At 34.3% G+C, this 21,338-nt stretch carries 12 protein-coding genes; 8 read left to right on the top strand and 4 right to left on the bottom strand.

From position 1 onward, the window contains the following. Window positions 1-5: 5 nt before the first annotated feature. The 3 genes from aceF (at window position 6) to ACGH6S_RS06590 (ending at window position 3,757) form a co-directional block, all read left to right on the top strand. Window positions 6-1,589 carry a pyruvate dehydrogenase complex dihydrolipoyllysine-residue acetyltransferase gene (gene aceF / locus ACGH6S_RS06600; protein ID WP_411578520.1) on the top strand — a complete coding sequence of 528 codons (1,584 nt, stop codon included), beginning with the start codon at window positions 6-8 and terminating at the stop codon, window positions 1,587-1,589. A gap of 16 nt (window positions 1,590-1,605) precedes the next feature. Continuing rightward, on the top strand, window positions 1,606-3,030 hold the full coding sequence (gene lpdA, locus ACGH6S_RS06595; RefSeq protein ID WP_065560236.1) for a dihydrolipoyl dehydrogenase: 1,425 nt from the start codon (window positions 1,606-1,608) through the stop codon (window positions 3,028-3,030). A 370-nt stretch (window positions 3,031-3,400) separates the two neighbouring features. Continuing rightward, on the top strand, window positions 3,401-3,757 hold the full coding sequence (locus tag ACGH6S_RS06590; RefSeq protein WP_085165220.1) for a hypothetical protein: 357 nt from the start codon (window positions 3,401-3,403) through the stop codon (window positions 3,755-3,757). Window positions 3,758-4,168: 411 nt separating this feature from the next. Here the strand turns inward: ACGH6S_RS06590 and ACGH6S_RS06585 are convergent, their stop codons facing one another. Genes ACGH6S_RS06585 through ACGH6S_RS06570 form a run of 4 tightly spaced genes read right to left on the bottom strand, consistent with a single transcriptional unit; the run spans window position 4,169 to window position 13,010 of the window. Then, window positions 4,169-7,282 carry a type III restriction-modification system endonuclease gene (locus ACGH6S_RS06585; RefSeq protein WP_411578521.1) on the bottom strand — a complete coding sequence of 1,038 codons (3,114 nt, stop codon included), beginning with the start codon at window positions 7,280-7,282 and terminating at the stop codon, window positions 4,169-4,171. After that, window positions 7,282-9,141, bottom strand: coding sequence for a site-specific DNA-methyltransferase (locus ACGH6S_RS06580; protein ID WP_411578522.1), 1,860 nt, complete (start codon window positions 9,139-9,141; stop codon window positions 7,282-7,284). The genes ACGH6S_RS06585 and ACGH6S_RS06580 overlap by 1 nt, the downstream gene beginning before the upstream one ends. Next, window positions 9,142-9,747 carry a DUF4391 domain-containing protein gene (locus ACGH6S_RS06575; RefSeq protein ID WP_411578523.1) on the bottom strand — a complete coding sequence of 202 codons (606 nt, stop codon included), beginning with the start codon at window positions 9,745-9,747 and terminating at the stop codon, window positions 9,142-9,144. Further along, window positions 9,747-13,010: a helicase-related protein gene (locus tag ACGH6S_RS06570; RefSeq protein ID WP_411578524.1), complete on the bottom strand. Its 3,264-nt coding sequence runs from the start codon at window positions 13,008-13,010 to the stop codon at window positions 9,747-9,749. The genes ACGH6S_RS06575 and ACGH6S_RS06570 overlap by 1 nt, the downstream gene beginning before the upstream one ends. A 584-nt stretch (window positions 13,011-13,594) precedes the next feature. On the opposite strand from ACGH6S_RS06570, the gene prfA reads away from it, so the two are divergent. The 5 genes from prfA (at window position 13,595) to ACGH6S_RS06545 (ending at window position 21,289) form a co-directional block, all read left to right on the top strand. Further along, window positions 13,595-14,680: a peptide chain release factor 1 gene (gene prfA / locus ACGH6S_RS06565; protein WP_065589944.1), complete on the top strand. Its 1,086-nt coding sequence runs from the start codon at window positions 13,595-13,597 to the stop codon at window positions 14,678-14,680. Then, window positions 14,677-15,513 carry a peptide chain release factor N(5)-glutamine methyltransferase gene (gene prmC / locus ACGH6S_RS06560; protein ID WP_034909809.1) on the top strand — a complete coding sequence of 279 codons (837 nt, stop codon included), beginning with the start codon at window positions 14,677-14,679 and terminating at the stop codon, window positions 15,511-15,513. Before prfA ends, prmC begins: the two co-directional genes overlap by 4 nt. Window positions 15,514-15,529: 16 nt before the next feature. After that, complete coding sequence (kdsA, locus tag ACGH6S_RS06555) at window positions 15,530-16,384, top strand: 3-deoxy-8-phosphooctulonate synthase (protein ID WP_065560258.1); 855 nt, start codon at window positions 15,530-15,532, stop codon at window positions 16,382-16,384. An 801-nt stretch (window positions 16,385-17,185) separates the two neighbouring features. Continuing rightward, window positions 17,186-18,601, top strand: coding sequence for an OprD family outer membrane porin (locus ACGH6S_RS06550; protein ID WP_411578525.1), 1,416 nt, complete (start codon window positions 17,186-17,188; stop codon window positions 18,599-18,601). 9 nt (window positions 18,602-18,610) lie between these two features. Next, window positions 18,611-21,289, top strand: coding sequence for a beta-N-acetylhexosaminidase (locus tag ACGH6S_RS06545; RefSeq protein ID WP_411578526.1), 2,679 nt, complete (start codon window positions 18,611-18,613; stop codon window positions 21,287-21,289). Window positions 21,290-21,338 lie beyond the last annotated feature (49 nt).

The following is a 21,338-nucleotide window of genomic DNA, read 5'->3' as shown; positions in this document are numbered from 1 at the left end:
TTATAATGAGTATTCAAATCAAATTACCTGATATCGGTGGTGACGAAGTAGAAGTAACCGAAATTCTGGTTAAAATAGGCGATAAAGTTGAAGCTGATCAGTCAATTATGACAGTTGAAGGTGATAAAGCATCAATGGAAATCCCTGCACCACAGGCTGGTATTGTTAAATCTATTTCTGTAAAAATTGGCGATAAAGTCAAAACAGGCGTTGACATTATGGTCTTTGATGAGCAAGGTGGCGAAACTGCCGCTCCTGCTCCAGTTACAGCACAAGAAGCACCAAAAGTTGAAGTAACGCCAACTGCAACTAGCCAAATTGTAGATGTAAAAGTTCCAGATATTGGTGGTGATGAAGTCGAAGTAACGGAAATTTTGGTAAAAGTAGGCGATACTATATCTGTTGATGATTCATTAATTACCGTTGAGGGTGATAAAGCCTCAATGGAAGTACCAGCAACCATTGCTGGTACGGTTAAAAGTATCACGATAAAAGTGGGTGATAAAGTGAAAACAGGTTCCAAAATCATGGAATTTGAAACCACATCTAGTGCAGCTCCAGCTGCCGCAGCGCCTGTTGCTGAAAAAGCAGCACCTGAGCCAACGCCAGCACCAGCCCCAGTTGCTGCAAAATCAGCGCCTGCTTCATCAAGCAATGAGTTTGTTGAAAACGATGCTTATGCTCATGCAACACCATCTGTACGTCGTTTAGCACGTGAATTTGGGGTAAATTTAGCAAAAGTTACTGCTACAGGTCCTAAAAACCGTATTTTACGTGAAGACATTCAAACTTACGTAAAAAATGCTGTTAAACAAATTGAAAGTGGCGCTACAGGTGGTGCATTACCTGGTCTATTACCATGGCCTAAAGTTGATTTTAGCAAATTTGGTGAAGTTGAAAGTTTACCATTAACTAAAATTCAAAAAGTATCAGGTGCAAATTTACACCGTAACTGGGTAATGATTCCGCATGTGACAGAATTTGATGAAACAGATATTACTGATTTAGAAGCATTCCGTAAGCAACAAAATGCAGAAGCAGAAAAGAAAAAACTTGATCTTAAGATCACGCCACTTGTGTTTATCATGAAAGCGGTAGCAAGTGCATTAACAGCGTATCCACGCTTTAATAGCTCATTATCTGAAGATGCCCAAACCTTAATTATCAAAAAATACATTAATATTGGCGTTGCTGTCGATACACCAAATGGTCTTGTAGTACCAGTATTTAAAGATGTTGATAAAAAGGGTATTGTTGAACTTTCTCGTGAGCTTACGGCAATTTCTAAAAAGGCACGTGAAGGTAAATTGACAGGTAGCGATATGCAAGGTGGATGTTTCACTATTTCTAGCCTTGGTGGTATTGGTACAACCTCGTTTACACCAATTGTTAATGCGCCAGAAGTTGGTATTTTAGGTGTATCTCGCTCTAGCATGAAACCAGTTTGGAATGGCAAAGAGTTTACACCACGGCTAATGTTGCCATTATCATTATCATTCGATCACCGAGTTATTGATGGTGCTGATGGTGCACGCTTCTTAAGCCATATTGTTAACGTCTTATCCGACTTACGTCGTTTAGTGATGTAATTAAGGAGATCAAATTATGAGTCAAGATGTTAAAACACAAGTTGTGGTTTTAGGAGCAGGACCAGCGGGTTATTCCGCTGCGTTCCGTGCTGCCGACCTTGGACTAGAAGTTACCCTTGTTGAACGTTATTCAACACTTGGTGGTGTTTGTTTAAATGTAGGCTGTATTCCATCAAAAGCATTACTTCATGTTGCTAAAGTAATGGATGAAGCAAAATCATTAACCGAACATGGTATCCATTTTGGTACACCTAGACTTGAATTAGACAAAGTGCGTGGCTGGAAAGAAAAAGTTATTAGTCAACTGACTAATGGACTAGCTGGTATGGCCAAAATGCGCAAAGTCAATGTTATTCAAGGTGAAGCACAGTTTACTGGTAGTCATACAATGGAGGTAACTTCATCAAAAGGAATCACTAAGATCACCTTTGATAATGCAATTATTGCAGCGGGCTCTCGTCCAATCAAGTTGCCTTTTATTCCACATGATGATCCTCGTATTTGGGATTCTACAGATGCCTTAGCTTTAACCACCATTCCTAAAAAATTATTATTAATGGGTGGTGGAATTATAGGTCTTGAAATGGGGACTGTATACCATGCACTTGGTTCAGAAGTCGATGTAGTTGAAATGTTTGATCAAGTGATTCCGGCTGCTGATAAAGATGTAATTAAAGTCTTTACTAAGCAGATCCAAAAGAAATTCACTTTACGATTGGAAACTAAAGTTACTACCGTTGAAGCAAAACATGATGCAATTTATGTTACCATGGAAAAGAAAGACGGCAGCACCGAAACTCATACTTATGATGCGGTATTAGTGGCTATTGGTCGTACACCAAATGGTAAATTAATTAGTGCGGAAAAAGCAGGCGTTAATGTTACTGACCGTGGATTTATCGAAGTCGATAAACAGATGCGCACCAACGTACCACACATTTATGCCATTGGGGATATTGTGGGACAACCAATGCTTGCGCACAAAGGCGTACACGAAGGTCATGTGGCAGCAGAAGTAATTGCAGGTAAAAAACACTTCTTTGATCCAAAAACCATTCCTTCTATCGCTTATACTGAACCTGAAGTTGCTTGGGTTGGTTTAACTGAAAAAGAAGCGAAAGAAAAAGGTATTGATTATGAAGTATCAATCTTCCCATGGGCAGCTTCAGGACGAGCTATTGCTTCTGATTGCTCTGAAGGGATGACAAAACTGATCTTCAATAAAGCAGATAATCGCCTATTAGGTGGTGCGGTTGTTGGTGCAAATGGCGGTGAATTACTTGGTGAAATCACCTTAGCTGTCGAAATGGGTTGTGATGCCGAAGATATTGCATTAACTATCCATGCTCACCCAACATTGCATGAATCAATTGGCTTAGCCTCTGAAATTTATGAAGGCTCTGTCACTGATTTACCAAATGCTAAAGCGAAGAAGAAATAGTAATAAAAGGTCATTTATATACTTAATAGAATGCCGTTAGCTCAAACTAACGGCATTTTTATTTTTTATAAGATAATTTTTGTCAAAAAGTTTCAGGTAACTATACGTTTCAGTAAAAAATGAATTAAATAACTAAGTGTTGATCTTAATGAAAACGAGAGATAAATAAGTTATATATCATTGATAACTTTCGTAAACGTTAATACTCTAGTACCTGTTATTAACAGGTGTCTTTATATTATTAAAAAGATTAGAATACTTAGGATTTTATTCAGATGATTTATCGCAGATAAATTTGTCTGTAAATATATAAAAAGATTTTTCAGAAAAACAATACCCATTAATAATAAATTGAAAAAATGAGGTTTATATGAATACACAGGAAATACAAACAAAATACGGCATTATTTATACACGCAATGCATTGATATTATCTGACGTTAAATTAGAATGTATACCATTCACTTTGATGGTCAATACATCATTATCATTAGCAGGCTGTAAGCCAGAAATCCTGGATGCTCCAGAAGTTAAAGTTACATTTATTTTTAGTGATATTGATAGCTTATCTATTTATCTAATAGATGAATACCCTTATGAAAAATATTCAAAATCTAGTTTTGATTTAGTCGATGAAGTTCATAAAAAAGGCAAGCAACGCGTAATTCTTAGTACTTATGATCATATTTTTGATGTTATTGGCAGATATAAAATTGAATATGATTAATTGATAGAAGAAATACCAACATAAACCTATCTATTGTTGGTTGTTGACGGCCTAAAAATACTCAGTAAGTATTGGTAATAGAAATTATTATAAATAAAATTCATAAAACACGGTTCTATCTTTCTGCCTTTGATTAAATAGCTTGGAATTTTGATTCACAAAGTATTAAACAATATTTGGATGTTGGTAACAGAGTTTGATATGTTAAAACTGAATGTTTTTGCTGATCAAAATTTAATATTTGAACACGCCTTTCCTGTTGCATCCTTATTTACTTAATAAAATGCCGTTAGCTCAAACTAACGGCATTTTTATTTTTTATAAGATAATTTTTGTCAAAAAGTTTCAGGTAACTATACGTTTCAGTAAAAAATAAATTATCTATAACTATATTTTTAAATGAAAGTAATTTTATAATGAATTCATTATATTCATCAGGCTTTGATAACTATCAACATCATGATAGCGTACCTTACTAGTCGAAAGTTCGTTAAAAAGCTTTTTCGCGCACGAAATTTTTGCTTGTTCAATTGGCCTTAAATTTAAACTATCCATTGTACCTTTGGTTTCAGCAATAAAAAAGATATGCTTTACTTTCCCAACATGAAAAGCAATTGCCCAATCGGGTGAATAATTACCAACAGGTGTTGGAATATGAAAACCTTTTGGTAATTTTGCATATACGCACACTTCTTCTGCCGTATCAAGATCTTCAACAAATTTCCGTTCAATACTTTTTTCGGCTAGACCATCGGTAAATACATAATTTTGAATTGCTTTTTTCGCTAAAAACGCTTTATCGTAACTTTGTAAACTTTTTTCCTGAGTGAAAATAGTACTGTCATATTTGCCTGAAGTTTTATTGTATGTAATATGTTCTATAATTGTAGTTGCTTTTTGTTCTTTAATTAATTTAATAATTTTAGCAATAAATTCTTCTGGATTATCCTTGAACATATCTAGTTTTTTTGTATCTAACCCCTTTAATATGGCCACTACTGTTTTGCGGGTTAATGTGGTTTCTTGCGCAATCTGACCAATCAAGTCGTATTTTATTGGTTTAAAATAAGCATGTTCCAAAGTGGTAGTCTTTGTTTCTTGAGTTTTAAACGCATCATTTTGATAGATACTTTGTGTCGTTATCTGCTCTTTAAGTTGACCGACAGCCGTAATGTATTGTAGCTGCGAGACAAATAACTTATCGTTGATATGAGCAATTGCTTTGTTGATTAATTCATCACTATCAAAGTCAACAGTATAGGCATATTGCTGATTAATTTGCTGCCATAATGCTTGGAATTCGGCTTTATCAAAATTCTCATTAAGTGGATTATCTTTAATCTTTGTTTCATGACCATCGGTAAACATGGCGTCTAACTCGCTATCATTATAAATAGTCTGAATTAGGCGATGAATTCCGTCACCCATTGGTTGTAATTCATCTGGTAATGGTGCCACTGAGTTCATTACAACATCATTGCGGTATTTATCGGTTATTTTACGCTCGATATCAACATAGCCATGACTAATTAAATAAAATTCAATTTTATCAGCTACTGCTTTATCGATAATGGTTGATACACCATTAACTTCTACATATTTACCGAAAAAGTACTCACTGGTAGCAACAGTTGGTCGATCATAAATGACTGTTTTTATGTCGGCTTGAAGATCATTAACAAAGTTTCTATAACTTTCACTAGCGATAACGGTTAACATGTTGATATCGTGAACTTGTTCGCCGCAGCTTTCAATATCCATACGATTACCATCTTGATTAACACATAAACGAAGACCACGACCAACTTCTTGCCGTTTAGCTGTTTGGTTATCGGAGTGTTTTAGTGTACAAATCTGGAAAACATTGGGATTATCCCAACCTTCACGTAGTGCTGAGTGCGAAAAGATAAATCGAGTGGGCTCATCAAAGCTTAACAGTTGTTCTTTATTTTTAAGAATCAGGTCGTAAGCTGAAATATCATCTGAAGATTCGCTACCTCGTTTTAATTGGCTATCAATACTTTTGCCAGTTTTTTTATCAATGCTAAAGTAACCTTTATGTACTTGGCTTGCATCATTACACTTAGTTTTTAAATATTGTTGATAAGGTGTGTTGCTGGCTTGGTCTAAGTATTGTTGCAAAATCGTTAGGTATTCTTGTTCAAATATTTGGCCATATTCGCCCAATATTTCGTTATTGTTATCATCATATTGGCGGTATTTAGCTACTTCATCAATAAAAAATAATGATAGTGACTTAATGCCCATATTGAACAATTTTTCTTCTTTGTCAAAGTGGGATAATATGGTTTCTCTAATTTGAATGCGGCGCATATTTTCTTCAGAAATATCACCTATCACTTCGCCAGTATGAATGGAAACACCATTGGTAAAAGTGACTATTCCAGTCAAAGGATTGATCTCAGATACTGTATATCCCTTGTATTGCTGCATCTGTTTTGAAACAGAATAAAGATTATCACCCTCAGTAAAATGGCGAATTTCACGTTTGATACCATTCTTATGATTTATTTCTAGCTCAATATTTGCCAGTGGTGGTTTTTTACTGGATAAGACGATTTGTTCAAGATACAAGTAGCTATCAGTACCTCTTAGATTTTTAACTTCAAAACCCTTTACTTCAATTTTTTTAACTAGCCGTTTATTGTATGCATCAAGTGCATCAAGTACATAAATTAGATTATTCTGTTTTTTATGGGTAGCAGAATAATTTAATGAAAATAATGGATTAAAATTTTTTAAAGCTTTTTGCGTGACTTCACCACCCATTTTTTGTGGCTCATCCAAAATAATAATGGGATTATTAGCGGCTATAACATCAATCGGCCGGCGCGAGGCAAATGCATCGCGTTTTGAGTAAATAATTCGTGCTTCTTTATTTTTGCCATCTTCTTTTAGCGAGGAAGCAAAAGCTTGGGTGTTAATGATCATAACATTAATGCCCGAATTGGCAGCAAAACTATCTAATAAAGTTAAATTTTTACTGTCATAGACAAAAAAGCGAGCCTTTTGACCATAATGCTCCATAAAATGGTCTGAGGTTATTTCAAAGGTTTTTTTTACTCCCTCACGAATGGCAATAGAGGGTACCACAACAATAAACTTGCTCCAGCCATAATGCTTGTTCAGTTCAAACATGGTTTTGAGGTAAACATAGGTTTTACCAGTACCGGTTTCCATTTCAATATCAAGACTACACCGACCTAAGTTTTTAATTAAATCAGCCGACTGTTTGATATTGTTTATATTTTGTATTTTTTTAATATTAGCGAGTAACTCGTTATCGGTTAACGAAATAATTTCATTTTTAAAACCAATATCGATTGCGCTATCATCTGATGTATAACTTGAAGCCGTTTCATAACTCATTTCTGCCTGAGTAGGTGCATTGCCTAAATCACGCACATAACGCAGGCTATTTTGATAACCTTGCCCGTTAAAAACTTGAACTACTGCATTTACTGCATCGGTTTGATATTGTTGAATTTTAAAATTAAATTTCATTACAACACCTTCCTCTTGGTTTCAGGGCTGTAGGTAGTAAAAATTTGTTCAAAATTGGTGGCAACACTATCATTTTCCATTGAGCTGTCACGCATAACAAAATAGTAAGGTTTTTGTTTGGCAATAGCCGTGATGACCTCTTCATTAATGTCTGTATCAAAGCAAGCCATTAAAAAGTTATCTGCTACGTTAAATACGGTTTTACCAGCAATGGTGGTTTGCTTAATATCACTAGAAAGTAATACCCCTAAATCCAGCATAACTTGGAACAATAAATCTTCCGCCGTTCTATCGGTTTTGATATTGTCAATCAGGGCGTCAAGAAGATCGGTATTATACTCAGCAGGGTTGTAATAAACCTCTTTCATATTACTGCTATCGCACTTTAAGACGCGAAAGCCTTTATCAAATTTAGCCTGTGGATTTTCTTGAGCAATTTTATTGCCTGCCCGGCGAATGCGCTCTTTACCAATTTCGCAGATATTTTTATAACCAGCCTTGTAAGCTTCGCTTTTCTCATCCGTTGATTCTGGCAGTTGCACCATGATAAATTTGCGGTTGCCGCCGTCTTCTGCATTGAGTTGCATAATTGTATCAGCTGTAGTAGCGGATCCTGAAAAAAAATCCAGAACAATGTGTTCATTTTTTACATTGGCAATTCTTAACAAAGCTTTTATCAATTCAATTGGTTTTGGGTTACTAAAAATATTTTTGATGCCAAAGAGGGTTGTTGCATAGTCGTTAGCACCTTGATTATGTCCAAATTGTTCATGAGTCCACCAATTTGTCGCACATTGTCCCTCTTCTTCTCGTTCAAATTGATAGTATTTTTTCCTAGGCATTCCATTTCCACTTTTGGGAAAGTATATGCGTCCTTCTTTAAGGTATTTTTTAAAGGTATCTTCTTCTCCCATCCATTCTTCATTGAGTATTTTTCCTGTTGGTGTAACAATTGTATATTGACTACCCGATTGGTCAGAACCTACTTTCCATGGCTTACTAGCCCAACAACCAAGAGGATCATTATCAGGATTTGAGAAATTTGCTGTCAAATTAAGCTTTCCTATACCGGAGTTTTTTAAGAATCTACTATTTTTTGCAAAAGCTAGAATGTGTTCTGTAACAATTCCTATCATTTTTGTTTTGTCATTTGGCTGATTGTGTCTTCTTCTCCAATGAATGTGTCCTTCGAAATTGCTCTCACCAAAAATCTCATCACAAATTTTTCTAAGTTGTGCCACCTCATTATCATCAATACTAATAAAAATCACGCCATCATCAGTCAATAGATCTTTGGCGAGTTTTAAACGTGGATAAATCATATTCAGCCAATCAGTATGAAAGCGGCCATTGGTTTCCATATTTTTTATTAACCGATTGCCTTCATCATCAAATTGCCCACTGTTTTCAAGGTATTCTGATGAGTTTTGGGTAAAATCATCTTCATAAACAAAATCATTACCGGTATTATAAGGCGGGTCGATATAGATCATTTTGACTTTGCCAAGGTAAGTTTCCTGCAATAGTTTTAGTACTTCAAGATTATCACCTTCAATATATAAATTTTTGGTATTGTCAAAATCAACACTTTCTTCACGGCAAGGTCGTAAGGTTTTGGCTATGGGGGCATTGGCAAGTAGAATCGATTTCTTTTTATCTGGCCAAGTAAATTGGTAACGTTCTTCTCGACCTTCAACAATCACTGATGAAAGTTCTTGTTTGAGCATATCAAAGTCGATGGCGTATTCCACTTCACCTTGTTGGTTTTTGCGTTCAGTAATACAGTTCGGGAATTGTGCACCGATTTTTTTGATATTTTCATCCACTTTATTGAGTGAATGCATCTTTAATTTATCCATTTAAGAATCCTTTAACTCTTGTTTCAATTGGTTAATTTTTTGCACCAATTCAAATACTTTTTTAGGCTGTAGCTCTTTTCTTGCTTGCTTTTCAAGACGTGCAATATTTAAAATCAGTTTTTGTCTTTTATCGGCAATGATAATCTGCTGCTCAAGGCTATTGCCTTGCTCAATATTGAATTTGCCGACTTGTTGAATGATGTTTTGCCAGACATTATCAAGGTTTAATCCTTTTAATTCAATGTGTAATTCTTCTTTAGCTTGCCAATCACTTTGTATCAATTTATGTTGAAAAACGGCCAATTTAGCCTGCTTAGCATATTGCAAAATAAATAGTATATTTTGCGGTATTAGTTTGGATAATAAAACAAGGCTTGTTTCATTAAAATTGATTTTTTTTAGTTGTACCAATGCCACAAAAAAAGCATTAATGTTGTTTCCTGCTGCGAGATTTATCTTTGCTGCGGAAACCTCGTTAACAAGGGTAATTTTAGCTATATCTGCATCGACTTTTTCTTTCGTAGCATTGTTCAGTTTAAACTTTGCATAGATTGTTTTTTTAGCTAACTGGTGATTTATTTCTGTCGTTTTGGGCAAACCAAGCATTATGCTACCTTATTTTCTGATTCACTGACAACTAAAAAACAGATTAATTCAAAGTCATCTAGACCTTTTATACTATCGGTAACAAAACTAACTGAGTTACCGCTTAAAAAATTATCAATATCACTGTGTTTTTTTACTTCAATAATTGAATTTATGGCATCACCAAGTCGTTGTGAAAAATGAGTCATATTACTGCCATCGGCTGTGATTTTGTTAAATTGCTGATACAATTTTGCAATGGGTTCTGTTTTGCCTTTGCAAAGTAAGCGTATTTTATCGAGTAATTGTTTTGGCGATAAATGATCACAAATAACTTCGCCATTATTAGCTACATACACCATGTAAAACGGATGAAGTCGATTTTGATTATTAATATTAATGCTGTTTGCCCGATTTTTTAATATATAAATAACTCCTGCGGGTATATCTGGTGAAGCTGGCACAACTGCATGTAATCCATACGGTGTTTTATCAAGCTCAGGATGGTTTTTGATATACTCTAGCAAATCAAGTCTAAATTCATTTAAACCTAAATCCATAATTGATATACTGTTAGTGATATCTTCAATATCAACCACTTCGTCTTGTAAGCGTTTGAGCTGTGCTTTACGATATGCTAAATCGGATTTTTCTTCTTCACTTAAAATATTGTCATCACCTGTTGCAGTCATGTCGACAATTTTCATGCGAGTTTCTACCTTAGCTTTTAGATCAATATATTCATCTAAAGTAACATCAGGCCAAAAGTTAACTAGCTGAATCGACTGATTTTTGCTGCCTATGCGATCAATACGTCCAAACCGCTGAATAATTCGTACCGGATTCCAATGTATATCGTAATTAATTAAATAATCACAATCTTGTAAGTTTTGCCCTTCAGAGATGCAATCGGTTGCAATTAATATATCAATCTCATGAGTGTTATTCGGCATTAACAAGTGTTTATCTTTTGATTTGGGTGAAAAGCAGGTTAAAACAGTGTTTAAATCACAATGCAATTTAGGTACAGTAGATCTTCCGTCAACCGAACCTGTTATCATTGCGGTATGTAGGGAAAAGTTATTTTGTACATACTGGCTAACGTGATCAAACAAATAACTTGCTGTATCGGCAAAAGCGGTAAATATAATCACTTTTTTATTATTGTTATTAATGGGGTTTAGTTGCTTATTTTTAATAATAGTAAGTAAATTTTGTAATTTAATATCATGTTTTGCGGTGATATCACTTATCATATGAGTTAATAATGATAAGATTTCATAATCTTTAGTAAGATAGTGTTTCCATGAAAGATAATCCATATCGGCTAAGGCAATTTTTACTTTTTTGCCAAATGTAAATAACTGATCATTATTTTGTTCATCTTCATCAAGATCATTGAAATTAGTAATATCGGTAAGCTCTAATTCTTTTTTTATACTTTGATTATAAGATTCAATAGTAGCTATTGTTTGCTGAATAAAGTTTTTTATACGCTCTAATGTATGATTAAATGAGAATACCGAGCTTTCCAGTCGTTTCATCAAGTTGATTGCCATTAAACGACGAATTCCTTGTTCTCGATTAGCTTGGGTAAATCCTACATTGATTGTGTTGTCCTCATATATTTCTGCATACTTTTCCATTTTACTTGGTAAGATAAAGTGGGTAGGGGTATAAATTGATAGATTCAGTAGCATTAGTTGTTCGAAAATTTCGTTATAACTTATTGCATTAGCTAAATCAGTTAGTTTAGGTCTTACTGAAATAGGCTTGAGCCTGGTTGGAAAAGTACCTATATCTGTGGTATCGTAATATTTTTGAATGTGTTTGCGTGAACGAGCAATCGTAACAGAATCCAATACTTCGAAAAAGTCAAAATCCAACATCCGTAATAGGCTTTCTGTTGTTCTTTCAGTTGTATCTTGTTTACTCCAAATGTTAAATGCTTTTTGTGCATTCTTAAAAATCTCATCCAATGAACGATGAGTATTGAGATTTTCATCAATATGACTGGTTTTTCCTTCGTAAGCAAGGGCTAATTGATTTTTTAAATCATTGAAACGATTATTAACAGGTGTTGCGGAAAGCATCAATACTTTAGTTTTGACCCCTTTTCGGATCACTTGATTAAGTAATTTTGAATATCGATTTTCTTTTTCATTTTCGTTGTCTTTGCTTGATAATTTGCCACCATTACGGAAATTATGTGATTCATCAATCACTACAAGGTCGTAATTATTCCAATGAATTCGATCTAAATCTATACCATTTGATTTACCACAAGAGCGATTAAGGTCGGTATGAAAAAGCACATCATACCGTAATCGATCTTCAGCGATGGGGTTATTAATGTAATTTGCTTTGTAAGTGTTCCAGTTATTGTTCAGTTTTTTAGGGCATAAAACGAGCACAGACTTATTTCGGTTTTCATAATATTTAATTACTGATAAAGCAGTAAATGTTTTACCCAGCCCAACACTGTCAGCTAAAATACAGCCATTATATTTTTCAAGTTTATTGATGATTGCTAAGGCTGCATCTTTTTGAAAGTTGAATAGCATATTCCAGATTTTGCTATTTTTGAATCCAGTAGCTTCGTTGGGCAATACATCTTCTGAAATATCTTCAAGAAATTCATTAAAAATATTATAGAGGATAACAAAATAGATAAACTCAGGTGAATTTTCATTGTAGGCGCTGGCAATATTGTCGATAACAATATTGGTTACATCCTGAAGTTTAGTTTTATCTTGCCAAAGTTCATTAAAAATGGAAAGAAATTTAATTGAATCTGGAGAAGGAATCTTTTGTACTATGTTGTAAGCATTGTTTCCTCGTTCACAACCTAGATCAATAGTTGTAAATCCATTGATTGGTATATAAGCATTATCGTCTACATGTATGAATCCAGCCATATTTTCATTAGTGATGTTGGATTTAAATGTAACCTTTTGTCTAATCCAATCAGCACATTCTTTAGCAATCGCTTTTTGTGTTAATTCGTTACGAAGTTTAATTTCAAATTCGGTACCATAAAGGCTACGTTCTCGATTAAGGCGTGGTATGTAGAATTCTCTTTGTGCTTTTGGGGTTTGCTCGGTTATAAAGGTTGGCGAAGTAAAGATGAAACGGAGTTCATCTATATTTTTCAACTCTTTTTTGAGTTTTTCAAAAGCAAAAAATGAAAAGCATGCGGCAACGATTGCTAATTTACTCCCTTGCTTTATTTCGCCTGATAGATCTTCTTGGAGCGTTTTCGTTATGTTATCTATGATTCCCATTGTTTTATTTTCTCTGCGATATTATCTGTACTAATGCTAACTTCCCTTATTTTAAATTAGCTTCTACAAAAAAGTATTGTCATTGGTGATTAACTACAGCGCAATTTATTGTGATATTTTTATTATTGTAAAAATGTAAATTATTGTCTAGAAATGTTTTTATCTATTTTTTGCTAAAAAGTATGGTTATTGATAGTGGATAAAAATTGGAAAAAAATTTACTGATATAAATAAAAATCATAAGCGAATATCTCATGGTCAAAAAAAGTTAGTGTTAAGTTTAAATAATAATTAATTATCTTTTAACTCTTTCTAAAAAATACACTCACAAGTAGAAAATTTTTTATGATCAAAATAGAATTTAAATATGAAAAAATGATAGTGCAACAAATAACCTAATATTAAGTTTCTAATATATTGGTTATTTACATATAATATTTCATTTATTCAATCGATTTGCTATATATTATTTATGTAATTATGCGATATATACCTGATAACTAGCTCAAACTGTATTTTAAAAGTGATTAAGTATATAATGCCCCACAAATTTAATTAATTTATATCATCTAATATATATTTTTATGAAATCTTCAATTATCAACAAATTAGAAATGCTACAAGAGCGTTATGAAGAAGTTCAAGCATTATTGTCTGATGCTTCGGTTATTGCGGATCAAAATCGCTTTCGCACTTTATCTAAAGAATATTCGCAATTAACAGGGGTGGTTAAGTGCTTTTCTGATTGGAAGCAAACACAAGAGGATATCGAGACAGCTAAAATGATGCTATCTGATCCTGAAATGAGTGAAATGGCTCAAGAGGAGTTAAATGAAGCATTAAGTCGAGTTGAAGAACAAGAAAAGCAACTACAAGTTTTATTATTACCTAAAGATCCTAATGATGATTATAATTGTTTTGTCGAAGTTAGAGCAGGAACGGGGGGTGATGAAGCGGCTATTTTTGCAGGTGATTTAGCCCGAATGTATACAAGATTTGCCGAGTCGCACAGTTGGCGTGTTGAGATTATGAGTGCAAATGATGGTGAACATGGTGGCTATAAAGAAGTTATTATGTTAGTGAGTGGGGATGGTGTTTATGGCCATTTGAAATTCGAATCGGGTGGACACCGAGTTCAACGCGTGCCAGAAACCGAATCGCAAGGTCGTATTCATACATCGGCTTGTACTGTTGCTGTTTTACCAGAAGTCCCTGAAGCAGAAATGCCTGAAATTAACCCCGCTGATTTAAAAATTGATACCTATCGTTCATCTGGCGCAGGTGGTCAGCATGTTAATACAACAGATTCTGCTATTCGTATTACCCACATTCCTACGGGCATCGTTGTTGAATGTCAAGATGAGCGATCGCAACATAAAAACAGAGCCAAAGCAATGTCAGTTTTAGCCGCAAGAATTCAAGATGCGGAACTACGTAAGCGCCAACAAGAAGAGGCTTCAACACGTCGAAATCTATTAGGTTCAGGCGATCGTTCAGATAGAATCAGAACATATAATTATCCACAAGGTCGAGTAACCGATCATCGAATTAATTTAACGCTTTACCGTTTAGATGAAGTCATGGAAGGAAAATTAGAGATGCTAATCGATCCGATTGTGCAGGAATATCAGGCTGATCAACTAGCAGCTTTATCGGAACAAGATGAATGACATACTTACAATGGCTTAAAAGTGCCTCTCAAACCTTAACAGATAGTGAAAGCCCAAAGCGAGATGCTGAAATTTTACTGAGTTTTGTTACGCAAAAAACGCGGACATTTTTAATGGCGTTCAGTGAAACATTGCTAACTGATGATGAATTGATTGCTTTATCTGAATGTTTAGAACGCAGGAAAAATGGTGAGCCTATCGCTTATATAACTGGCGAAAAAGAGTTTTGGTCTTTAAAGTTTAATGTTTCTAACGCCACTTTAATACCTAGACCGGATACCGAAAAATTAGTTGAATTAGGTTTAGAGTATCTTCCTAAAGTGCCTTGTGAAGTATTGGATCTTGGCACGGGAACAGGCGCGATAGTTATTGCAATGGCAACCGAACGTCAAGACTGTTTATTTACCGCAATTGAAAAAAATAAAGATGCCCTAATCTTAGCTCAAAAAAATGCTGCCCAAATTGGGGTGAATAATGTTTATTTTTTACAAGGTGATTGGTACAAACCAATAAAGAATAGAAAGTTTTCAATGATTGTCAGTAATCCTCCTTATATTGAGCCAACAGACATCCACTTATCCCAAGGCGATGTACGCTACGAACCAAGAAGCGCATTAGTTTCTGAAGATGATGGTTTAGCTGATATTAAACTAATTGTACAAGGTGCAACTAAGCACTTAAACCAATATGGGTGGTTACTAATAGAACATGGTTGGAAACAAGGCGAGGCAGTGCAAACTGTTTTTAAACAACACGGATTTCAATTAGTAGAAACCTTCACCGACTACAGTGGTAATGATAGAGTCACCCTTGGTCGCTGGTTTAAACCTTAACTAGGAAAATTTTATGATGCAGCAAAAAAAAGTAAACATTGGTGACATTACTGTCGCTAATGATCTACCCTTTGTACTATTTGGTGGTATGAATGTGCTTGAATCTCGTGATTTGGCGATGAAAATCTGTGAACATTATGTCACCGTTACCAATAAACTAAATATTCCTTATATTTTTAAAGCCTCTTTTGATAAAGCAAATCGCTCATCAATTCATTCCTATCGTGGACCAGGATTAGAAGAAGGGCTAAAAATATTCCAAGAGCTTAAACAACAATTTGGCGTTAAAATTATTACTGATGTACATACTGAAGCACAATGTCAACCCGTTGCTGATGTGGTTGATGTAATTCAATTACCTGCCTTTTTAGCAAGACAAACTGATTTAGTTGTTGCAATGGCTAAAACAGGCGCAGTAATTAATGTCAAAAAACCACAATTTGTTAGTCCAGGGCAGATGGGCAATATTGTTGAAAAATTTGAAGAGGCTGGTAACAATCAAATCATCCTTTGTGATCGTGGTAGCTGTTTTGGTTATGACAACTTAGTGGTTGATATGCTTGGTTTTAACATTATGAAAAAAGCAAGCAAAGGGTCACCAGTTATTTTTGATGTTACTCATGCTCTTCAATGCCGTGATCCTATGGGAGCAGCATCAGGTGGACGTCGTGGCCAAGTAACTGAACTTGCACGCTCGGGCATGGCTGTTGGTATTGCTGGGTTATTTTTAGAATCCCACCCAGATCCAAGTCATGCAAAATGTGATGGACCGTCAGCATTACCACTAGCAAAATTGGAACCTTTCTTAAAACAGATGAAAGCCATTGATGAACTAGTAAAAAGTTTTGATGAAATTGATACTGAACACTAAGAGTTTAATTATTTAGCTACAATTAAAAAAACGTTATTTATTATAAAGTAAACGGTATTTTTAGCATATTAATAAAAAAGAGAAACCAAATATGATTTCTCTTTTTTATTTGGTTATGTGGTCATTTTACGTCATTAATCTTTAGAAATTACTTACTTTTTAATCTTCAATTTTTCAACCACGGTAATAAATATACATAAAAAATGCCATACCCTAAATCATAGGTAGCGTGTTGATATTATAAATAAAATTGGTGATAGACTAAATATTGACACCAAACGTTCATCTAGAACATATTCATTAACATCTTCTAAAATCGTCATAACACATTAAATAATGTGACTTTAATGATTAATACTAACGTAATTTTGTACGTGGGTTGTCCATTTACAATGGGATATTTATACAAAGGTTTTTATTTTAAGTTATATTTTTGTAAAAAATATTCAGGATTCTATACCGTCATAAGTTTAAAAAATTCTAAAAAAGTCCGTTATATTATTTTTTTTAATAAAAAAAGTTGTGACTTTTATCTAAAAATTAGCATAAAAATCGATTTTTTTAGTGATTATGATCACGATTTAGAGTGTTTAATTTGCTAGATAAAATATGTTTATGCATTATAAAAATGTATATTTATCTTATATCTGAATTTAAATATACCACCTAAACATGTCACCTAAATATAGTTTAGGAGTTAAATATTTAAAATAAAAATTAATTTTAATTTACCTATAAATCACATTTTTATAGTTTATTGTAAGTTAAACAGCATAAATTTATCATTTTAGGAAAACCAATATGAATACCTATAATGCACAAATAAAACCTCGTCCATTTAATCATTTAACTAAATTGATTTTATCCTTATCTATTTTAAGTAGTGCCGTTCCTGTTTATGCTACCTACGAAAACCATTTTGTCGATGATTCTTCATTAACTGGTAATGTCTTTTTTTGGAATCGAGATCGTGAACGCAAAGATATTGATACACATAAGTATGAAAAAAACCTAAGACACACTTCATTCAATACTAATTTGGATTTTAAATCAGGCTATATTGCCGATAGATTGGCTATTGAACTCGGTGGTTATGGCGCTTGGGAAGTCAGTAATGGCGGTAATGGTCACCCAAATGAAATAGGATTTAGTGGTGCTCATACCCGTTGGGATGAGGATTGGAAAAAAGATGTCAGCGGATTGAGCTTTTATAAAGCACAAGCAAATTTCAAAATTGACGAATTATTTTGGATAAAAGCAGGTTATATTCAGCCATCAGGACAAACATTACTTGCGCCACATTGGAGTTTATTACCGGGTACTTATCGTGGGTTTGAGATAGGTTCAACGCTTGATTTTGATAGCGCTGGAGCATTGTCGATGTCATATATATGGAGTGATAAATATAAAGCACCTTGGTATAAACGGCTTTATGAATTTAAACAGTGGGGAAAAGGTAAAAAAATTGATTATTTACATTCTGCCGGTTTGAAGTATGACTTTAAAAATGACTTAGTATTAGAAAGTGCATTTGGACAAGCACAAAATTATATGAACCAATTTTTTGGTAAAGTATCTTATAAAATGGAAGTGTTTGATAATCCTATGATTATGAGCTACCAATTTTATGGCGCTAAAGATCAATCGCATAAAGGTACAGATGTATATGATGGCTTAGCGTGGTTGCAAGCAGCAACATTAGGCTATCAAGTTGGTGCTATAGGTCTACGATTTGAAGGCGTTTCGGTTAAAGCTGATGGAGAACAGGGATTCTTTTTACAGCGTATGACACCTGATTATGCTTCATCAAATGGTCGTTTAGATATATGGTGGAATTCTCGCTCAGACTTCAATGCCAATGGTGAAAAAGCAGTGTTTGCTGAAGTGACTTATGATTTAAGTCACTTATCTCATTATTTAGCGGGTTGGAAAACAGGTGCGTCTTATGCCTATGGTTGGGATGCAAAACCTAGCACTAATCGTCAATACAATCAAAAACAGCGTTTGATTGAATCTGCATATAACTTTGATTTAGGTTATACCGTGCAAGAAAGTTGGGCAAAAGATACAACCTTCCAATTGCACTATACCAAATATAATAACCATTCAAATATACCGAGCTGGGGTGGTGGATACGGTAATATCTTCCAAGATGAACGGGACATTAAATTTATTGTTACAATTCCATTCACTGTTTTTAGTGCTAAACAAAAATAGGTAAAAAAGATGAAAAAGATTAAGGCAACGATATTAGCAACTTCAATCCTTTCTTTGTTAAATATATGTGCGATCCAATCAGTACATGCTTCTCAACAAATTGCTGATTTGATTAGTTCTCAACTTAATGTTAAATATGAAGTCGTCGACAATCAAGCAAACGCAAATGGCGTTAACTGTTCAGCTTTAGGTGCTGATTGGGCTTCTTGTAATAACGTCATGATTTCAATTAAAAATACTGGAACAGCCATTAATAATAAAGATTGGGCTATCTATTTTGATAATATCAGAATGATTCTAGCTGTAGACAATGATCAGTTTAAAATCACCCATATTACAGGTGATTTACATAAGCTCGAGCCAACAGAAAAGTTCACTGGTTTTCCTGCTAATACAACGGTGAATATTCCAATTATTGGGGAATATTGGATTGTAAGTGAAAGTGATGTTATGCCTCGTTGGTATGTAACTTCAAGTGATGCTAAACCCAAAATTATTGTTAACACTAACACGGATTCTGACAATTTATCGGCATTTGTTGCACCAATAAAACAACAATGGAAAAGAACGGCTGATGATCACAATATTTTAATGACGCCTGCTAACCGTTTTGAATATAACGCCGATATTAATAAATTATCTGAATTATCGTTACGAGGGCAAATTCTACCAACACCAAGCAAACTTAAAATAGGTAAAGAGGATGTTACGATTGATCAGCAAGGCGTTAATTTAATTCTTGATGGTTTAAATCAAGATAATTTAGCTATTCTAAAGGCACAATTTAAAGCATTAAACATAGCTGTGACAGAAAAAGGTTATCAAATAAAAGCAACGATTGATCCTAAACAATTCGAACAAGGAAAAGTAGGATCATATCAATTAGATATTAAAAATGATAAGACATTAATCACCGCTTATGATGAAGCAGGAATTTTTTATGCAGTTCAGTCAATTTTATCTGTTATTCCTGTAAATCATGCTAATTCAATACCAACGTTAAATGCAGTCGATTCGCCACGTTTTACATATCGAGGGATTATGCTTGATATTGGGCGTAATTTTAAATCTAAACAAGCCATATTAAGTTTATTAGATCAAATGGCAAAATATAAAATGAATAAATTCCATTTTCACTTAAGTGACGATGAAGGTTGGCGAATTCAAATTCCTGGATTACCTGAGCTAACTGATATCGGTAGTAAACGCTGTCACGATCTCACGGAGCAAAATTGTTTATTACCACAATTAGGTTCGGGACCTGATAGTAATACAAGTGGATCAGGATTTTTAAGTCGTAATGATTACATTGAAATTGTCAAATATGCAAAAGCACGCTTTATCGAGGTTATTCCTGAAATCGATATGCCTGCACATGCCAGAGCCGCAATAGTATCAATGGAAGCACGTTATAAACGCCTAATGAATGAAGGAAAAGAGCAACAAGCTAATGAGTATCGTTTAGTTGATCCAACCGATACATCCAATACCACAACGGTACAATTTTATAATCGCTTAAGCTATTTGAATCCTTGTCTTGATTCATCTAAACGCTTTGTTAATAAAGTTATCGATGAAATCGCAAAAATGCATATTGAAGCAGGGCAACCGCTTAATACTTGGCATTTTGGTGGTGATGAAGCTAAAAATATCCGTTTAGGTGCAGGTTATCAAGATCTGCAAGCAAAAGAAAAAACTAATATTAAAGGTACTATTGATCAAAGTATTGAAGATCATCCATGGGCTAAATCACAAGCTTGTCAAACTTTTGTGAGAAAAGGCGAAGTGAAATATATTGAACATCTACCAAGTTATTTTGCCCAACAAGTCAGCACCATTATTAAAGAGCATGGCATCAATCATATGCAAGCATGGCAAGATGGCATGAAACATGCCGAAAATGCCAAATCTTTTGTGGTTGATAAAGTCACAGTTAACTTTTGGGACACATTATATTGGGGGGGATTTGATTCAGTTAATGAATGGACAAATAAAGGTTATCAAGTAATTATCTCTAATCCAGACTATGTTTATTTAGATATGCCATATGAAGTGAATCCAAAAGAAAGTGGTTACTATTGGGCAACACGTTTTAGTGATGAACGTAAAATATTTAGTTTTGCACCGAATAATTTACCTCAGAATGCTGAAACTTCGGTTGACCGAGATGGTAATCCATTTACAGCTAAAGGTACTATGAACTGGTCAGGTGCTTATGGGCTATCAGCACAAATTTGGACTGAAGATATCCGTAGTGATAACAAAATGCAATATATGGCTTTTCCTCGTTTACTAGCGGTTGCTGAAAGGGCTTGGCATCAAGCTGATTGGGAAATGGCTTATCAAAAAGATCGCCAATATCAGCAAGGTGAAACACATTATGTAGATAGCAAAGCGTTACATGATGATTGGAATCGCTTTGCTAATTTACTTGGACAAAGAGAGATAGCTAAACTTGATCTTGCGGGTATAAATTATAGATTACCTATTCCTGGTGCAAAAATTGTAAATGGTAAATTAAACGCCAATATTGCCTTTCCTGGGTTGAACATTGAATATTCAACCGATAACGGAAAAAATTGGAAATGTTATAATGATCCAGTTGCTATTAATAAAGATGATACTATTTTTGTTCGTAGTATTTCGCCAGATCAAAAAAGAACAAGTCGTATAGAAAAGCTAAATTAAGCTTTAAAACACTAATATTCTTATCCGTTTATCGGATAAGAATAAAGCC

Origin of the sequence: Gilliamella sp. BG3, assembly GCF_046635605.1 — a bacterium.
Lineage (GTDB): Bacteria > Pseudomonadota > Gammaproteobacteria > Enterobacterales > Orbaceae > Gilliamella > Gilliamella bombi.
Note: the sequence above shows the minus strand (reverse complement) of the source record. Positions and strands in the feature narration are given on the sequence as shown.